Origin of the sequence: Massilia rubra (assembly GCF_011682065.1) — a bacterium.
Taxonomy (GTDB): Bacteria; Pseudomonadota; Gammaproteobacteria; order Burkholderiales; family Burkholderiaceae_D; genus Telluria_A; species Telluria_A rubra.
The window spans coordinates 22,682-39,355 of the sequence record NZ_VUYU01000006.1 but is presented as its reverse complement, the minus strand read 5'-3'; the positions used below and the strand labels follow the sequence as shown (position 1 = coordinate 39,355).

General features: G+C 65.0%; 15 protein-coding genes. 2 read left to right on the top strand and 13 right to left on the bottom strand.

What is annotated here, in order from left to right; genetic code table 11:
* Positions 1-185: 185 nt before the first annotated feature.
* On the top strand, positions 186-2,537 hold the full coding sequence (locus F0185_RS10535) for a right-handed parallel beta-helix repeat-containing protein (RefSeq protein ID WP_167224150.1): 2,352 nt from the start codon (positions 186-188) through the stop codon (positions 2,535-2,537).
* A gap of 54 nt (positions 2,538-2,591) precedes the next feature.
* On the top strand, positions 2,592-3,305 hold the full coding sequence (locus tag F0185_RS10530) for a class I SAM-dependent methyltransferase (RefSeq protein ID WP_167224148.1): 714 nt from the start codon (positions 2,592-2,594) through the stop codon (positions 3,303-3,305).
* A 187-nt stretch (positions 3,306-3,492) separates the two neighbouring features.
* Here F0185_RS10530 and F0185_RS10525 read toward each other — a convergent pair whose 3' ends face one another.
* The 13 genes from F0185_RS10525 to F0185_RS10465 all read right to left on the bottom strand — a co-directional run bounded on the left by F0185_RS10525 (position 3,493) and on the right by F0185_RS10465 (position 16,634).
* Complete coding sequence (locus F0185_RS10525) at positions 3,493-4,626, bottom strand: acyltransferase family protein (protein WP_167224146.1); 1,134 nt, start codon at positions 4,624-4,626, stop codon at positions 3,493-3,495.
* A gap of 106 nt (positions 4,627-4,732) precedes the next feature.
* On the bottom strand, positions 4,733-5,326 hold the full coding sequence (locus tag F0185_RS10520; protein ID WP_167224144.1) for a hypothetical protein: 594 nt from the start codon (positions 5,324-5,326) through the stop codon (positions 4,733-4,735).
* Positions 5,327-5,336: 10 nt separating this feature from the next.
* On the bottom strand, positions 5,337-5,927 hold the full coding sequence (locus F0185_RS10515) for a sugar transferase (protein WP_167224142.1): 591 nt from the start codon (positions 5,925-5,927) through the stop codon (positions 5,337-5,339).
* A complete protein-coding gene (locus tag F0185_RS10510; protein WP_167224140.1) occupies positions 5,924-7,120 on the bottom strand; it encodes a DegT/DnrJ/EryC1/StrS family aminotransferase in 1,197 nt (398 codons plus the stop codon). The genes F0185_RS10515 and F0185_RS10510 overlap by 4 nt, the downstream gene beginning before the upstream one ends.
* Positions 7,121-7,280: 160 nt before the next feature.
* The gene (locus tag F0185_RS10505; RefSeq protein ID WP_167224138.1) at positions 7,281-8,510 is read right to left on the bottom strand and encodes a glycosyltransferase family 4 protein; all 1,230 of its coding nucleotides are present in this window, start codon (positions 8,508-8,510) and stop codon (positions 7,281-7,283) included.
* A gap of 28 nt (positions 8,511-8,538) precedes the next feature.
* Entirely contained in the window at positions 8,539-9,312 is a 774-nt protein-coding gene (locus tag F0185_RS10500) for a polysaccharide deacetylase family protein (RefSeq protein ID WP_229476899.1), read from the bottom strand.
* Complete coding sequence (locus F0185_RS10495; RefSeq protein ID WP_229476897.1) at positions 9,309-9,962, bottom strand: hypothetical protein; 654 nt, start codon at positions 9,960-9,962, stop codon at positions 9,309-9,311. The genes F0185_RS10500 and F0185_RS10495 overlap by 4 nt, the downstream gene beginning before the upstream one ends.
* 308 nt (positions 9,963-10,270) lie before the next feature.
* Complete coding sequence (locus F0185_RS10490) at positions 10,271-11,407, bottom strand: glycosyltransferase family 4 protein (protein WP_167224134.1); 1,137 nt, start codon at positions 11,405-11,407, stop codon at positions 10,271-10,273.
* Complete coding sequence (locus tag F0185_RS10485) at positions 11,313-12,578, bottom strand: O-antigen ligase family protein (RefSeq protein WP_167224133.1); 1,266 nt, start codon at positions 12,576-12,578, stop codon at positions 11,313-11,315. The genes F0185_RS10490 and F0185_RS10485 overlap by 95 nt, the downstream gene beginning before the upstream one ends.
* The gene (locus F0185_RS10480; protein ID WP_167224131.1) at positions 12,575-13,825 is read right to left on the bottom strand and encodes a lipopolysaccharide biosynthesis protein; all 1,251 of its coding nucleotides are present in this window, start codon (positions 13,823-13,825) and stop codon (positions 12,575-12,577) included. Before F0185_RS10480 ends, F0185_RS10485 begins: the two co-directional genes overlap by 4 nt.
* Before the next feature lie 13 nt (positions 13,826-13,838).
* Positions 13,839-14,954, bottom strand: coding sequence for a DegT/DnrJ/EryC1/StrS family aminotransferase (locus F0185_RS10475; RefSeq protein ID WP_167224129.1), 1,116 nt, complete (start codon positions 14,952-14,954; stop codon positions 13,839-13,841).
* A gap of 25 nt (positions 14,955-14,979) precedes the next feature.
* Positions 14,980-15,570, bottom strand: coding sequence for an acyltransferase (locus F0185_RS10470; RefSeq protein ID WP_167224127.1), 591 nt, complete (start codon positions 15,568-15,570; stop codon positions 14,980-14,982).
* A 2-nt stretch (positions 15,571-15,572) separates the two neighbouring features.
* Positions 15,573-16,634: a Gfo/Idh/MocA family protein gene (locus tag F0185_RS10465; protein ID WP_167224125.1), complete on the bottom strand. Its 1,062-nt coding sequence runs from the start codon at positions 16,632-16,634 to the stop codon at positions 15,573-15,575.
* Between the last annotated feature and the right edge of the window lie 40 nt (positions 16,635-16,674).

The window sequence follows — 16,674 nt, the reverse complement described above, 5'->3', positions numbered from 1 at the left end:
ATTTCACTCTAGAAACGCGGCAGGCCGGCACCGGCCCGCCGCGTTTTTGTCATTTGATATTTCCATTAAGAAAATGCTTTTGATCATTTGATTACACAGGTAAATTTACTTCAGTAAACACTGAACCTAAACATTTGACGCAGATCAAACCTTGCTCATTTACTTGATTGAGCGAGGAACTTTTGATGAACAAGCTATCCAGTTTTGCGTCGGATTTCCGCTTTAACGCGAGCATCTGCGGCGGCGTTGCCGTATTGCTGTCCGCTTGCGGCGGTAGTACCAGCAGCAATGGCAGCAACCCGACCCCGGCGCCGCAGTTCGCAGCCGTCATGTCGGCCGTCACGTATAACGGCGCCTTCGCGCCGCTCGACTTGTATGTGTCACCCACCGGCGCCGATACCAATGCGGGCACGCAGGCGGCGCCCTTCAAGACCATCGCCCGCGCGGCCCAGGCCGCAACGCCGGGCACCACCGTCCGCGTGCTGCCGGGCACTTACGCCGGCGGATTTCGCACCAATGCCAGCGGCACCGCCGAAGCGCGCATCCGCTATGTGTCGGAAGTGCCGTGGGGCGCCAAAATCGTGCCGTCCGCCAATTCCACCAGCACCGCGGCCTGGGATAATCGCGGCAGCTACGTGGAGATCGCGGGCTTCGAGGTCGATGGCAGCGGCGTCCAGGCCGGCGCCAAATGGCTGACGGGCCTGTACACCGGCGGCTCGTACAGCACGGTGCGCAACAACCACGTGCACCACATCGCGCGCACGGTCCCCTGCGCGGCCAGCGGCGGCGGCATCGGCTCGGACAGTTACTACAAGGGCAGCGCCAACGATGTCAGCGCGAACGTCGTGCACGACGTCGGGCCGGCCGGCTGCGCCAACTACCTCGGCATCTATATCAATACGGCGGGCAGCCGGGTCGATAACAACCTGGTGTACGCGGTCAGCGACGCCGGCATCCGCCTGTGGCACGACGCGACCAACGTCGTGGTGGTCAACAACACGGTGTTCAACGCCGCCACCGGGATCGTGGTCAGCGGCGACGGCGGCTACAACGGCAGCGTGCCGAACGACCACACGCGAGTCAGCAATAACATTCTTTACGATAATGCCCGGTACGGCGTGCAGGAAGTCGGTTCCACGGGTCTCAACAATCGCTACAGCAACAATCTGATTTTCGGCAACGGCACGCCGTTCATGCTGAACAACGGACTGCAGCCGGTCGGCACGGTGGCGGCCGAACCGCGGTTCGTCAACTACGTGCGTACCGGGGGCGGCGACTACCGTCCGGCGAGCACCTCGCCAGCCAACGGGGCGGCGCTGCCGGCTGATGCGCCTGCAACCGACCTCGACGGCAAGCCGCGCACGGCCGAGACGGGCTTCGACATTGGCGCGTACCAGCATGCGGGCATAACGCCGACTCCTACTCCGACGCCTACGCCGACTCCTACTCCTACTCCGACACCGACACCGACACCGGAGCCGACCATCCCACCGACGACCTACAACTTTTTCGTGGCATCGAATGGCTCCGACACGGCTGCCGGCACCAAATCGGCGCCGTTCAAGACGATTGCGCGGGCCTCGCGCGCGGCCTTGCCCAGCACGACCATCCACGTAGCGGACGGCACGTATCCGGGCGGCTTCAAGACAACGGTCAGCGGCACCGCGGCCGGCCGCATTTATTATGTCTCCAGCACAAAATGGGGGGCGAAAATCGTACCGCCCGCCAGCTCATCGAACGACACCGCATGGGACAACCGTGGAAACTATACCGACATCATCGGCTTCCACATCGACGGCACCAGTGCGCAGAGCGGTACCAAATGGACGCACGGCATCTACAACGGCGGCTCCTATGACATGATTCGCGCTAATTGGGTGCATCATATCGCCACCAACGTCTCGTGCACCAGCGCGGGCGGTTCGGCCATTGGCGTGGACAGTTACTATCACGGCATCAAGTCCGACGTTGTCGGCAATCTCGTTCATGATATTGGACCGGCTGGCTGCCGATACGTTCAGGGTATTTACGTCAGCACCTCGGGCACGGTGAAAAACAACGTGGTGTATCGCGTGGCGGAAGGGGGTATCCATCTCTGGCACGATGCCAACAACGTGATCATCACCAACAATACGGTGACGACATCGCACACCGGCATCATTGTCGGCGGCGGCGACTACTATCACACCACCGGCCCGAACAACGACACCATCGTTGCCAACAACATTGTGTACGACAACGCGATGGGGATTTCGGAGCAGGGCCAGACCGGCACCCGCAACCGCTACACCAACAACCTGGTGTTCCAGAACCCGACCTACAACTTCAGCCTGAAGAACGGCCTGACGCACAGCGCGACCGTGAGCGCCGATCCGCAATTCGTTTCCTACACGCGCAGCGGCACGCCGGACCTGCACCTGCGCCCGAGCTCCCCGGCGATCGGGAAGGGGACGCCAACCAATGCCCCGCCGGTCGATTTCGACAATAAGCCGCGCAATGCGACGACCGGCTATGACATGGGCGCATACCAGCATTGAGCGCGTGTTGGCAGTGTCAAGGAAAGCCCATGCCATGCTTGGTAGGATGGTGGCATGGGTTCACGCGACGAACATTCCATCGAACAAGAACGGATCCGCTCCGTCTACCGCGCCTGGCTGGCGGAAGAGCGGATGGCCGCGTACGCATGGCACCGGCCGGAGGTCATGGAGCAGGATGCGGCGCGCTCGCGGGTTGCCGGCGAGCTGCTGGCGCAGACGCTCGGCCCCGAGCTCGGCAAGCTGCGCGTGGTCGACGTGGGCTGCGGTTCGGGCGGTTTCCTGCGCCAGCTGGTCGACTGGGGCGCCGATCCCTGCCGGCTGGTGGGCACCGAATACCAGGAACAGCGACTGGTGCTGGCGCGCATGCGCAGTGCGCCGGGCATCCGCTGGCACTTGGGCGACCTCGACTTTGCGGCACCGGATAGTGTCGACCTGGTGGTGGCCAACACCGTCTTTTCATCGATCCTGGGAGCGGATGCGCGGGCGGCGCTGGCGCGCGACATGTGGCGCAGCGTGGCGCCGGGCGGTTGGTGCATGCTGTTCGACTTCCGCTATAACAACCCGCGCAACCCGAATGTGCGCCGCGTCACGCGTGGCGAGCTGCGCCGGATGTGGCCGGCGTCTGAGAGCCGCTACCGCACCTTGGTACTGGCGCCGCCGATCGCGCGGCGGCTCGCTGGCGCGCCGCGCATCCTGTCCGAGTTGCTGGCGACCTTCGCGCCGCCGTTGCGTTCGCACTTCATCTATATGGCGCGCAAGCCTGGCTGAGCGGGGTCGCATCCGCGCACTCGGGTCACCCCGCCCGTCACACCGGCGTCACACCGCGGTCCTCGGCGGGTGCCCAAGTTCGTAGCGCAGCCACCGACTGAGCAGCAAACTTGGGCACCCGCCTTCGCGGGTGCGACGGCGGCGGATGCGACGGTCGCGCGACGGCGGTGCGCGGGCCCGCCCATGCTTACCGCTTGGCAGGCGCCGGCTGCGGCGCGCTATCCGCCCGGCCCATCAACCACGCCTTCATCCGGCGCCGCACCGCGTAAGTGCGCGCTTCGAACAGCAGATAGAAGCCGTACGCGCCCACAATCACCGCAAGTAGCATGCCCAGGTAGATTCCCAGGTCGCCCACGCTGTCGGCGGAAAACTGCCGGCGCCCGAACAAGGTCATGCCGACGTAGCCAATGATGCCCAGTAACGGAATATGCACCACGTACAAGGTGAACGAAAAGTTCGAAAAGAACACCGCCACGCGCCGCAACGGCCCGACAAACCGCTGGTCCGCCGGCAAGGGATTTACCGTACTCGACAAAAACAGCAAGAACAGCACGCTCAACAACAGGTCCTGCGGAAACGAGGCAATGACCATGTCGTCATTGCTACCCTTTAAGCGGAACACCACCGACGCCATCCCCAGCACTACCAGCAGCAGCGCGCGCAGGGACGTGCCGCATTCCACGCGAACCCGTGAGAACGCCGCGCCAAGCAGCCAGATCGTGAAGTACAGCACCATGTCGAAAGGCAGCAGCATGCCGATCAGCAGCAATACGAGCGTTGCCAGCGCCCGCCGCGTGCCGCTCCCCGCCGCCAGGCACATGACCAGCAAGGGAAACATAATGTAGTACCACGTTTCGTTGGACAGGCTCCAGAGCGGGAAGTTCCCGCCAAATTCCGGCACGACGATGGTTTGCAGTCCGAACAGGTTGCCGGCCAGCGTCGTGACCGAGTAATCGTTAGCGCGCGAAAAATCGGGTGTGTGCGGATCGATCGCGCCGCTGACGATGCCGCTCGCCAGGATCAATACAAAGGTCGGCAGCAGCACGGTCCACAGGCGCGTGATCCGGTCGATCGCATACGCCTTGATCGCCTGCGGCTGGCCCAGTTTGTTGAGCAGGCTGCCGCCGACCAACCAGCCGCTGATCAGGAAAAACACCACAACGGCCTGGTGCGCGAAACCGGTCAGGAACGACAGCGCCTGGTACCACAAGGCGGGATCGTCCAGGGTGCGCAGGCCGGGAAAAAATCCCGCGCGCACGTGGGCGGCGGCCACCTCGATCGCCGCCAGGCCGCGCAGCAAGGACATGAGCAGGGAGTGCAAGGAGTCTTCCCCCAGCTGGCTTTCTCTCAGAAAGCGAATGCTGGGCATCGGATGCGGTTTCATGATGCTTTTTCCCATGAGTTATATGCGTTATTGGTTTGTCGATCTACAAGGGGTAGACCTGGGTGTTGCCGGTAAGCAGACGCGCAGCGCGGATCATCCAGTAGCCCAGGTGCGCCCACTTCATCAGCCACGCCGTCGCCAGCAGCGCCCCCATGGCCGGCAGCAAGCCCTTCAACGACAGCGCGCTCACGCCGGCGGCCCCCAGCCGGATGCTGCCGAGGCTGATCGCCGCGCCCAGCAGGCAGCCGGCCAGCGCTTCGGCCACGCTGTGCTGATCATCCGCCACCAGCAGCGCGCCGGTCAGCGCCCCCACGCCAAGGCCGAGGCGCAGCGCGCGCTCGCGCCAGCCGTCGGCGCGGCCCAGCGCCAGCATCCAGAACAGCATCGGAAAAACCGCGCTGGCGCCGGCCGCGTGGCCGCTCAGTGCCTTGTAACCGAGCATGGGCACGCCGCCGCCCCAGCCGAGAAAGACGATCTTGCTGACCGCCACCAGGCCCAGTCCGGCGCCCAGCAGCAAGCCCCACCAGAGCGCCAGGCGCCAGGCGCGCGCGGCCAGCATCCACGCCAGCAGGGCCGTGCCGAGCGGCATCGTCACGCGCGGGTCGCCCAGGTGCAGGAGGAAGGTCAGCTCGCTCATGGCCGGCACCTCAGCGCGCCAGCGCCGCAAGGGTGCTGAAAATGATGCGCAGGTCGGTCCAGAAGCCGCGCTCGTGCACATAGCGCACGTTGTAGGCCAGCTTGGCGGGCAAAATGGTATCCAGGTAGGCCCGCTCGGGGTCGGCGCTGCGTCCGAGGATGGCGTTTTCGTCCTTGTAGCAGATCGAGGCCCAGTCCGTGATGCCGGGCGCGACCGACAGCACGATGGCGCGCACCTCGGGTGGATAGCAGGCAACGTAGCGTGGCACTTCCGGGCGCGGCCCGACCAGGCTCATGCTGCCCAGGACCACGTTGATCAGCTGCGGTAATTCATCGAGCTTGTAGTGCCGCAAGAACGTGCCGACCCGCGTGATGCGCGCGTCCGCACCGACGGTGAGCTGGGGGCCGCCGCCTTGGTCGACGCGCATGGTGCGGAACTTGATGATGTCGAACGGCGCGCCGTGACGTCCGACGCGCTGTTGACGGAACCAAGCCGGCCCTGGCGAGTCCAATCGAATGCAGATGGCGATGACGGCCAACAGCGGGGCCAGCACCAGCAGCCCGGCCAGCGCCGCCACGAGGTCGAACAGGCGCTTGATCATGTCAGCAACTCGCGCAGCTTATCGATGACGCGCTGCTGGTCGGCGTCGCTCATGCGGGTGTACAGGGGCAAGGACAGCATGCAGGCGAAGCTGGCTTCGGCCACCGGGAACTGTTCCGGACTGAGGCGGCAACTGTCGCGCCAGAACGGGTGGCGGTGCAGGGGAATGAAGTGGACGCTGGTGCCGATGCCGCGCTCGGACAGGCGCGCGATCAGCTCGTCGCGGTCCAGCCTGGCGTTCGCTTGCAGCCGTATCACATACAGATGCCAGGCATGGCTGCTGCCGGGCTCGGGGGCGGGCGGCAAGCGCAGCGGCAAGCCTTGCAGGCCGTTGCCGTAAGCCTGCGCCAGTTGTTCGCGGCGCAGCAGGAAGCGGTCGATCTTGCGCAACTGCTCGATGCCCATGGCGGAGGCGAGATCGGTCAGGTTGTACTTGAAGCCGGCCGCGACCACGTCGTAGAACCAGGCCGGGGTGCGCGAGGTGTAGCGCTCGAAGGCGTCCTGGCTGATGCCATGGATGCGCATCAGGCGCACGCGGCGCGCCACGGCGGCGTCGCGCGTGACGACCATACCGCCTTCGCCGGTGGTCATGGTTTTGTTGGCGTAGAAGCTGAACACGGTGGCGTCGCTCGCCAGCGTGCCGACCAGGCGGCCTTTGTACAAGGTCGGGAAGGCGTGCGCGGCGTCTTCGACCACCTTCAGGCGGTAGGCGGCGGCCAGGGCCAGCACGCCGTCCATGTCGCAGGCCAGGCCGGCGTAGTGGACGGGAATGATGGCGCGGGTGCGCGGCCCGATGGCCGCTTCGACGGCTGCCAGGGAAAGATTGAGGGTGTCCGGGTCGGCGTCGACCAGGACCGGGTGCGCGCCGAGGTAACGCACCACCTCGGCGGTGGCGGTGAAGGTCAGGGTCGGCACGATGACTTCGTCGCCCGGGCCGATACCGAGCGCTTCGAGCGCCAGGTGCAGGCCGGCGGTGGCCGAGTTGACCGAGATGGCGTCCACGTTGCCGCCGAGGTAGGCGGCGAAGGCGTGTTCGAACTGGCGCGTGCGCGGGCCGGTGGTGACCCAGCCCGAGCGCAGGCAGTCGACCACGGCGGCGATTTCTTCATCGCCGATGTCGGGCAGGGCGAAGGGCAGGAAAGGAGGTGAATCGAGCGCGGCCGCATCCGCTGTGGGTGTCAGGTCTTCAGGCATGATCAAGGCTCCATGGGTTTGGTGGTCCGGCGCGGCTGCACCGCACGCGCAGGTGTTGTTCGGTCGGCATCGCCGCGCCGCATGCCGATGCCTTGTGCGCTTGCGCTCCTTGCGCTCCTTGCGCCAACGCATGGCCGCTGCCGGGAATGAACGGGGCTCATCATGCGCACGCCTGCAAGAAACGGCGGGCCAGCACCGGATAGCTCAGCTTGGCCATGGCGTAGGCGCGTCCGCGTTCGCCGGCGGCGTCGCGCTCCTGCTGGTCGAGCGTGAACAGGGCCAGCAGGCCGTGCGCCACCGCGACCGGGTCTTGCGGCGCCACGGTCAGGCCGCAGCCGGCCTCGGCGACCGGGTCGTTGCCGGCCTCGACCGAATGCAGGATGGGACGGCCGGCCATCATGTAGTCGATCAGTTTGTTGGGGGCGATGCCGTAGCGGTACAGGCGCTGGCGTTGCCAGCCGATGTAGGCCACGTCGAAATGCGCCAGCAGGGCCGGTACCTGTTGCTTGGGCACCGGGTCGAGAAAATGCACGTTGTGCAGGCCGCGTTCCATGGCCAGCCGGACCAGTCGCGCCTTGTCCGGCCCGCCGCCGGCCAGCACGAAGGCGATGCGCTGGTCGGCCACGAGGCGCGCGGCGTCGAGCAGGGTGTCGAGCGCGTTGGCCAGGCCATGGGTGCCGGCGTAGCCGACGATAAACTTGCCATCGCTGCGCAGCGCGGCCAGGCGCGCGCCGGCGATGCCGTCCAGCGCGGGCGGCGCGGCCAGCCATTCGGCCGGATCGGCGCCGTTGGGCACGATGTGCAGCTTATGCGGCGCCATGCCGTGCGCTTCGAGGTGGTCGCGCACCTTGGGCAGGATCGAGACAATGGCGCAGGCGTTGCGGCAGGCGTAGTTTTCAGCTGCCTGCAGCAGCATGATGAACGGATGCCGGCGCGAATAGCCGCCCAGTTCGATCGGCGAGAGCGGCCACAGGTCGTGCAGTTCGAACAGCAGGCGCGCGCCGGCGCAGCGGGCGATGCGGTGCGCCGGCCAGATATCGAGCGGATAGGTGCTCGAGGCGATGACGACGTCGGGTGCGAACTCGGCGGCGAGGCGGCGCGCCTGCAGGTGCAGGCGCGTCACGAAGGCGAGCATATTGGCCACGCGCGCGCCGCCGTTGCCGCGGTAGGCCGGCGTGGCGACCCAGCGGTAGCCGACGCCGTCGATGGTTTCGTCGAGCTGGTCGCAGCCATGCAGTTGCGGCGCCTGGGCCCGGATGTGCGACTGCGACGAGGCGATGATGCGCACCGTGTGCCCGAGGCGCACCCATTCGCGCGCCAGGTAGAAGGGGCGGTATTCCATGCCATGCTTGAGCGAGCCGGCGTAGTGATTGATGAGGAGAATGTTCATGGTCCAGGCTCCCGCAGGCGTGATGCGTTCACCATGTCAGCCCCTCGACCAGGCGGCGCAGATTGCAGCGCGTGTTTTCGCGCCAGTTGGTTTCCCACTGCACCGGATGGGTCAGCAGGCAGATCGTGCGGTAGCGCCCCAGCGCCGCGTGCGGGCTGATCGGGTGGTACAGCAGCGGCGGCGGGCGGTCGCTGATATACAGCTCGAACTGTTCGAGCAGGGCGCTGTCATACGTTTCACAGGCGATGCCGCAACGGGCGCGCAGGGCGCTGTCGGCCAGCAGTTCCTTGTTGATCAGCTTGAGCTTGCGGTTGGCAAAGTCGCCGTGGCTGGCCACCGTGCTGATCTTGCTGCCGAGGCCATCCTCGATGCGGCGCAGGTTGGCCGCGAATTCCTCGCGGATGGCGGGGAAGTGGCGCCGCACTTCCCCGGCATCATGAATGTGGTGACGCTTGGCGAAACTGGCGATTTCCTCGAAGTGGTAGCTCGCTTCGCTGCCGTAGTCTTCGATGTCGCGCATCAGGCCGAAGTCGAGCGTCGAAAGGCGGAAGTAAAAGCTCGAGCGCACCCCGCGCCGCACCTCGCGCGCGAACATCTTGGCGGTGGTGCGCAGGTCGCTGTCGATGTCGTGCCGGTGCACGATGGTGGGCACACGTCCGCCCGGCGGGGGCGGGCGCAGGAATTCGCGCACCGACACTTGCGCGTAGCCGCGTTCGGTGGCCTCGCGCAGCAGGGCCTCGTACTCGGGCAGGCGCGAGGGCATCAGGTAATCGCTGTAGAGGCGTCGGAACAGATTATTCATCGGAGGTGGTACAGCGCGCGATAGGGGGTGAAGCCGAGCATGGTCTTGAACTGGCGCAGCCCGGGCAAGGCGCCGAAGTAGGTGTCGTACATCAGGTAGTGCGCCAGGCCCTGGTCGATCAGGCCGGCCGTGATGTCGCCGACGAGCAAGTGCATGATGCCGTCGTTGTTGCGGTAGCCGATCAAGCGCTCGAAGGCGTGAAAGTTGCCGTAATGGCCGACGTTGGCGTAGGCGACCAGTCGGTTGTCGGGGCTCAGCACGCCGTAGTAGCGGAAGTTGACCAGCTTGTCGAAGCATTGCTGCTTTTCCAGGTAGGTCTGGTCCATGGCGCGGCCCTGGCGCGCCTCGACCGAGGTATTGATGTCGAAGATGGCGTCCACATAGTCGTTGCGCTCGATTTCGGCGAGCCGGTAGCCGCGCGTGCGCGCACGCTTGATGTGCTGCGCGCCCCAGTTGCGGCCCTTGATGCTGTCGAAGTAGTCGTTGCGGTTGTTAAACCGTTGCAGGTCGATCAGGGCGGCGCCCCAGCTTTTGTGCTGGATGATTTTGTAGCGCGGGTGGCGCTTGGTGTAATAGCGGTAGGTCGAACGCACATTGACGGGCGCGATGGCCTCGTCGAAAAACAAATGGGCGACAGGTAGTCGTAGCATTTGCCTGACGGTGGCAAGGTGGTCCGACAGAGTGGAAAGTAGGGTAGTCATTGCGGGTCATCGCGGCGTTAACCGCCTTTTCTTGTTGGTCGGGAGTTGGCTTTCCAGACTGGTTAATCGAATGAATGTGGCGTGCATGGGTGCTTGCACGGTCCGGGCCGGCAAGCGCCCGGGCTTTTCTTACTGTAGCCAGACGGCGCGCCGGCGTATTTGAAGTGGCGTAAATCGAACCGGCCTAAGCGCGCTTGTTTGTGATCGCTCAGCGCATCGGCGTTTATTCATTTCAGCGAAGATACGAATGCACAGGTTTATGTGCCGGCGCGCCGCATATTGCCAATTGACGCGTGTAACTGGCGATACAGTCCGATGAGTTTTTCCGCCTCGCTCGGCCAGTTATAGTTCTCGATCACGGCACGCCGTCCATTGCGCCCCATGCGTTGGGCAATCTGCGAATTGCGCACGAAATAGTCGATGGCGGCGGCAATGGCGGCCGGATCGCGCGGATCGACGCACACGCCGCATTGATGGTCTTGAATAATCCCGCGCCACAGGGGAATATCGGAGGCGATAACGGGAATGCCGGCCGCCATGTATTCGAACATCTTGACCGGGAGGGCGTCGAGATAATTGGGTTCGGGATGCAGGGTAACCAGGCCGGCAAGGGCTTGCGCCATGACGGCGCGCACGCCGTCGCGGTCGAGGTGGCCGGGACGGTTCAGGCGTTGCCAGCCGGGCAGCGCGCTCAAGGCGTTTTCCAGCTTCACCTCCGAGAAGCGTCCTGCCACGGTGATGCGCGCCGGCGACTGCAGCAACTGCGCCGCCGCGACCAGTTCGCCGATGCCGCGCATGGCCGACAGGCTGCCGACGTAACACACTTCCTGCCGCTTCTCGCTCCAGGGCGCCTCGGCATCGAATTCGCCCGGCACCGGATAGTTGTTGACGTCGATGGTGTTTGGATTGATCCGCAGGAATTTGTCACGGATAAAGGGCGTCGCGGCTACGATGGCGTCGAACTGGCGGCAGGCGTGGCGCTCGTAGGCGGCGCTGGCGCGTGACAGTACGCCGCGCAGGCCGGGTGTCAGATACGGTTTGCCGAGCAATTGCAGCGGCAAGTCTTCGTGAGCGTCGAAAATGACGGTTTTGCCGAGGCGCTTGAGGGCCAGCCCGGCGGGCATCAATTCCGGATCGTGCAGATGATAAATGTCCGCGTCGACCTGTCGCGCGCGCAGCAAGACGCGCCGGGTGCTGCCCAGCATGCGCGCCAGCCGCCCCGGGATGTGGCCGACATCGGTGATGTGGACGCCGCTGTCGCGTTCGTCCCCCAAGCCGTCGGCCACGACCAGCGTGACCTCATATCCTTGCCGTACCAGCGCCCGGCATTGCTTGATGAAGATGCGGGTGTCGCGGCGCGGGTGGGCCGATGTCAGATGTGCGATGGTGAGCATGTGTCATTCCGTACCGGTAGGAAGAAAAAGCCGCCATGGTGGCGCCGATGAGCATGTCGGTAAAATAGTGCGAGGTAATCAGCAGCAGCAGGGTGATGCAGCACAGCGAAAACGCCAGGATGAATGCACCCGAGCGATTGCGCGAGAAGTAGCCTTTGAAAAACAGGAGAATCGCCGGCACGATCAGGAGGCCGAGCACGAACAGGAATCCGAAGATGCCGGTATCGACCCAGGCCGAGAGCACATTGTGCGAATACAGGCCGGGCGAATAGCTGGCGTAATCGCCAAAAACGGGAAACTGCGCGATCGAATTGAGGGCGTAGGTGCTCAGGTGATGGCGCGCGTTGGCCGAGCTTGAGTGGGACAGGTCGAGCAACTCGAGAATCCGGTTGGAAGGCAGCATCGATAACAGTTCCTCCAGGTTGGAATAGACCATCAGGATCAGGAACAGGAACCCGGCCGCCATCAGCACTTTCTGGCGGGTGTAATACAGCTCGATGATGGGAATCATGAACAGCATGGCGGCAAATTCGCTGCGCGCGGTATTGATGAACAGGGTGGACGCGGCCACGCAATAGAGCAGCACGCGCAGCGACAGCGCGCGGGTGCAGGCAATGGCGAGCGCGAAGGTGAACAGGTAGGAGCGCGAAAACCCCTGGTACGAGGCCAGGCTTTCGGGATTTTTGGCATTGCCCAGTGGCGCCAGGTAAAACGCGCCATCGATCGCATACGCGAACACGATGGCCGACATGGCAAACAGGCTGCCCAGCGCCATCAGGCGAAAGCGCCGCTCGTCCGGGGCGATCATACGGAACACAAAGAACACATTCAGCATGAAAATGATCCCGAACAGGTGATTCGTGACAATGGCCATCTTTGCGCCAGCGATGGCGTTGACGCCGACGATCAGCGCAAAGTAGGCCAGGTACAGGAAAAACGCCAGGTCGCTCTTGCCCAGGTAATCGCGGTCTTGCCGGACTTTGCTGGTGTAGAAGAAAAACAGCAGCGGCAGGAGTAGCAGCGATACCGGTGCGAAATAGCCGCCCAGCACAGCCGGGATTTTTCCCAGTCCCAGCGCCGTGTGATAAAAGAAGAACCCGGGAAACAAGGCAAAAAAACCGAGCATCCCGATCCATTGTTCGCGTCCCATGGACGGTGCGATCGGGTTCATGCGGCCACCATGCGGTTTTGTGCGCACTGGTACGACATGCGCAGGTAGACGAGGTAGAGCAGGGAATAGCCGATCGCATACCACAGCACGCTTTGCCGCAAGGTGCCGGGCGCAAGGAACACCGACAAGGTCATCGCGAACAGCGCTACCTGCCACACCAGGTCGGTCTTCTGCCTGCCGGCGACAAAGAACACGTAGCTGAGCGGGCTGGCGATGAAATTGAGGAAATACAGGGGCGCCAGGATTTGCGCCAGCTCGCCGGCGGCGCGCCAGTTTTCGCCGAAGGCAAAGGCGAACAGTGGCGGTGAAAACAGCAGCAACACCAGCGAGGGGCCGATGCCGAGCAGGGCCAGCGCCTTGAAGGTGTAGCGATAAGCGTCGCGGCAATTGCCCTGGGTCTGGAAATCGTGCACCGACTGGCGCTTGAACACTTCCAGCACCGACGCGGCCAGCAGGGCGATCGGTGCGCCCAGCACCCGCTGGGTCAGTGCGAACAGGCCGGCCGCCAGGGCGCCGTGGCGCGCGCCGATCATCAGGAGCGGCAACTGGCCGACGATGACGTTGAGCAGGTTCGAGGGCAGCGAGAAGCGCCAGAATTTGTCGTGGCGGCGCAGGTAGGCACGCTGGGCGCTGTCCGGCAGCCAGCCGGGCCATGCCTGCGGCGGCGCCAGCAGCAGCATGGCGGCCAGCAGCCCGACCGCCAGCCCCACCAGCTGGCCGGCGACCAGGGCCAGCCCGCCGATCCCCAGCGCCAGCAGTCCCACCTGCGCGGCGGCGATGCTGGCGGCGCTCCACACCCGTGCGCGCGCCGCCTTGCCGAAGGCATTGTGCGAGGTGGCGTAGGCCAGCGTCGTTTGCATGTAGGCGGTCATCCAGGTGGCGACGCCGATTGTCAGCAGTGCCGGCCACGACAGCTGCGCGGCGATCGGCACCCCGCACAGGCGCGCCAGTGCCGCGCCCGCGGTCATGAGCACGGCGGTGATGCTGGCGCTGTAGGCCACCACTGAAAAACAGGTGCGCTGCGCGGCGCTGTCGTGGTCGAGGATCATCGCCGCTTCCAGGCGCAAGGTGGCGCCGATGGCGGCCACCGCCACCACGCCCAGCCAGACGCTGAAAGCGCCCACGTCGGCCGGCGTGCACAGGCGCGTGATGAGCGGCGCGGCCAGCAGCGGCAAGGCTTGCGCCCCGAGCGCGCCGCCGAGCACGGTGATCACGTTGCGCCAGTAGGCCGGTAGCCGTGCAGTCATGACGCCGCTCCCCTCAATCCAGGCGGCAGACGGCGGCTTCGCCGCCCACCGCGGCGAGCAGCGCCGCACACACCCGGGCGATGCTGGCGTCGTCCAGATACGGACCCATCGGCAGGCTGAGCACCTTGGCGGCCATGGCCGTCGCCACCGGGGTACTGTGCGGCTCGCTCCAGCGCGCGTAGGCCGGCTGCAGGTGCATCGGTACCGGATAATGCACGGCGGTCGGAATGGCGGCCGCCTGCAAGGCGGCACGCACCTGCTCGCGCTGCTCCACCACCACCGTGTATTGCGCGAACACACTGCTGCGGTCGCGCGGACGCGCCACCAGGCCGATTTTGCCGGACAGCAGGGCGTCGTAGCTGGCGGCGGCGCGCATGCGCTCCTTCAATTCCCAGTCGAAATAGTCGAGCTTGGCCAGCACGATCGCGCACTGCAAGGTGTCCATGCGGCCGCCGACGCCGATGCGCGTGTGCACGTAACGGCGCGACTGGCCGTGCACGCGGATTTCGCGCATGGCCGTGGCCAGTTGATCGTCGCTGGTGAAGATGGCGCCGCCGTCGCCATAGCAGCCGAGCGGCTTGCTGGGGAAGAAACTGGTGCAGCCGATGGCCGACAGGTTGCAGCTGTGCTTGCCGCCATAGGTGGCGCCGAAGCTCTGGGCGGCATCTTCGATCACGGTCAGTTTGTGGCGCCAGGCGATCGCGTTGATGGCTTCCATGTCGGCCGGCTGGCCGTACAGCGACACCGGCATGATCGCCCTGGTGCGCCCGGTAATCTTTTCTTCGATCAGGGCCGGGTTGATATTGCAGGTGGCCGGGTCGATATCGACAAACACGGGCGTCGCCCCCAGCAACACGATGGCTTCGGCCGTGGCGATGAAGGAAAATGGCGTGGTGATGACTTCGTCGCCCGCTTCGATCCCGAGCGCCATCAGGGAAATGATCAGCGCTTCGGTGCCGGACGACACCGTGATGCAATGGCGCGCCCCGGTGAACGCGGCCAGGCGCGTTTCCAGTTCCTCCACTTCCGGTCCCATGATGTACTGGCCGTGGTCGAGCACGGCCTGGATGCGGGCGTTGATGTTTTCGCGGCCCACCTGGTATTGCGTTTTGAGGTCGATGAATTCCATGATTGGGGTTCCGATCGCTGACAGTTCAAAGAGGGGCGTCCAGCAGGCGGCAGACACCGCCGCGCACCTGGTAGCGTTCGCCCGTATGGGGGCAGGTGGCATCGCCGTCCGCGCCCCGGGGCAGCGCCAGGCGCTCGCCATGGCGGCCGATCCAGCCGCTCTGGCGCGCCGGCACGCCCGCCATCAGCGCAAAGTCGGGCACGTCGCGCGTGACCACGGCCCCGGCCGCGATAAAGGCGTAGCGGCCGATGGTCACGCCGCACACGATGGTGGCGTTGGCGCCGATGCTCGCGCCGCGCCGCACCAGGGTGGGCCGGTAGGCATCCTTGCGCACGATGGCCGCGCGCGGGTTCCAGACATTGGTAAACACCATGCTCGGGCCGCAAAACACCTCGTCTTCGATGGTCACGGCGTCGTACACGGACACATTGTTCTGGATCTTGCAGCGATCGCCGATCCGCACGTCATTGCCGATAAATACGTTTTGCCCCAGCGAACAGCCGGCGCCGATGCGCGCGCCGCCGCACACGTGGGCGAAATGCCAGACGCGCGTGCCCGCGCCCAGGATGGCGCCGGGGTCGACAATGGCGCTCGCTTCGATCATGACCTGGTCCATAGTCAATACTCCAAAGGCAAGGCCACGCGCTTGCCGTCGCGTGCGGATTTATAGGCCGCAATAAGCACCTCGAGCGACTTGAGTCCCTCGCGACCGTCGGTTTCCGGCTCGGCTTCGCCGCGCAGCACCTTGATCACGTTGTCGTAATACAGCGGATGGCCGAAACCGTAGACCGAGGTGGTCTGGTAGCTGGCGTCGCCGATCCGCGCGTCGTCCTCGTCCGGCTCGGCAAACTCCCATTGCTGCACTTCATTGACGGCCACCCCGCCGATGCGCACCGTGCCGCGCTCGCCGAGGATGGTGATCGAGCCTTCCAGGTTGCGCGGATAGGTCAGCATGGTCACGTTCATCGACCCCAGCGCGCCGTTGCGCCAGCGCAGGCTGATCACGCCGGTGTCTTCCACCTCGATATCGCGCGCCAGGGTGGCGGTGTAGGCTTGCAGGCTTTCGACCGGGCCGACGATCCAGTCGATCAGGTCGACGTAATGGCTGGCTTGGTTCATGAAGGCGCCGCCGTCGTATTCCCAGGTGCCGCGCCACTTGGCGCTGTTGTAATAGTCGTCCGGGCGGGTCCAGAACACGTTCAGGTTGACCATGTAAATGCGCCCGAAGCGCTTTTTGTCGACCGCACTTTTGAGCAGCTGCAAAGTGGCATTGCGCCGGTTCTGCTTGACCACGAACATGCGCACGCCGGCCGTGTCGCACGCGGCCACCATGCGCTTGCCGTCTTCCCAGCGCGTGGCCATGGGTTTTTCGGTGATCACATGGCGCCCGCCGCCGGCGATCTGGACCGCCTGCTCCGGATGCAGCCCGGAGGGCGTGCAGATGATGAAGGCGTCGGCGTCGCATTTGGCCAGCATCTCTGCCAGGGTGCGGTAGGGGCGGGCGCCGGTGCGGGCGGCGGCGGCGGCCAGCGCCACCGGATCGATATCGCACACGCCGGCCAGTTCGCAGCGCTCTTCGTGCTGGGCGATGGCGTTGAAATGGTTGTTGGCAATGCGCCCGCAGCCGACCAGCGCGAAACGGATGCGGCGGTCGGTGACGGGGGGCGGAAAGGTACGCATGAGGTTCTCCAATCGCTGTGATTCAGGTACGGCCGGTCAG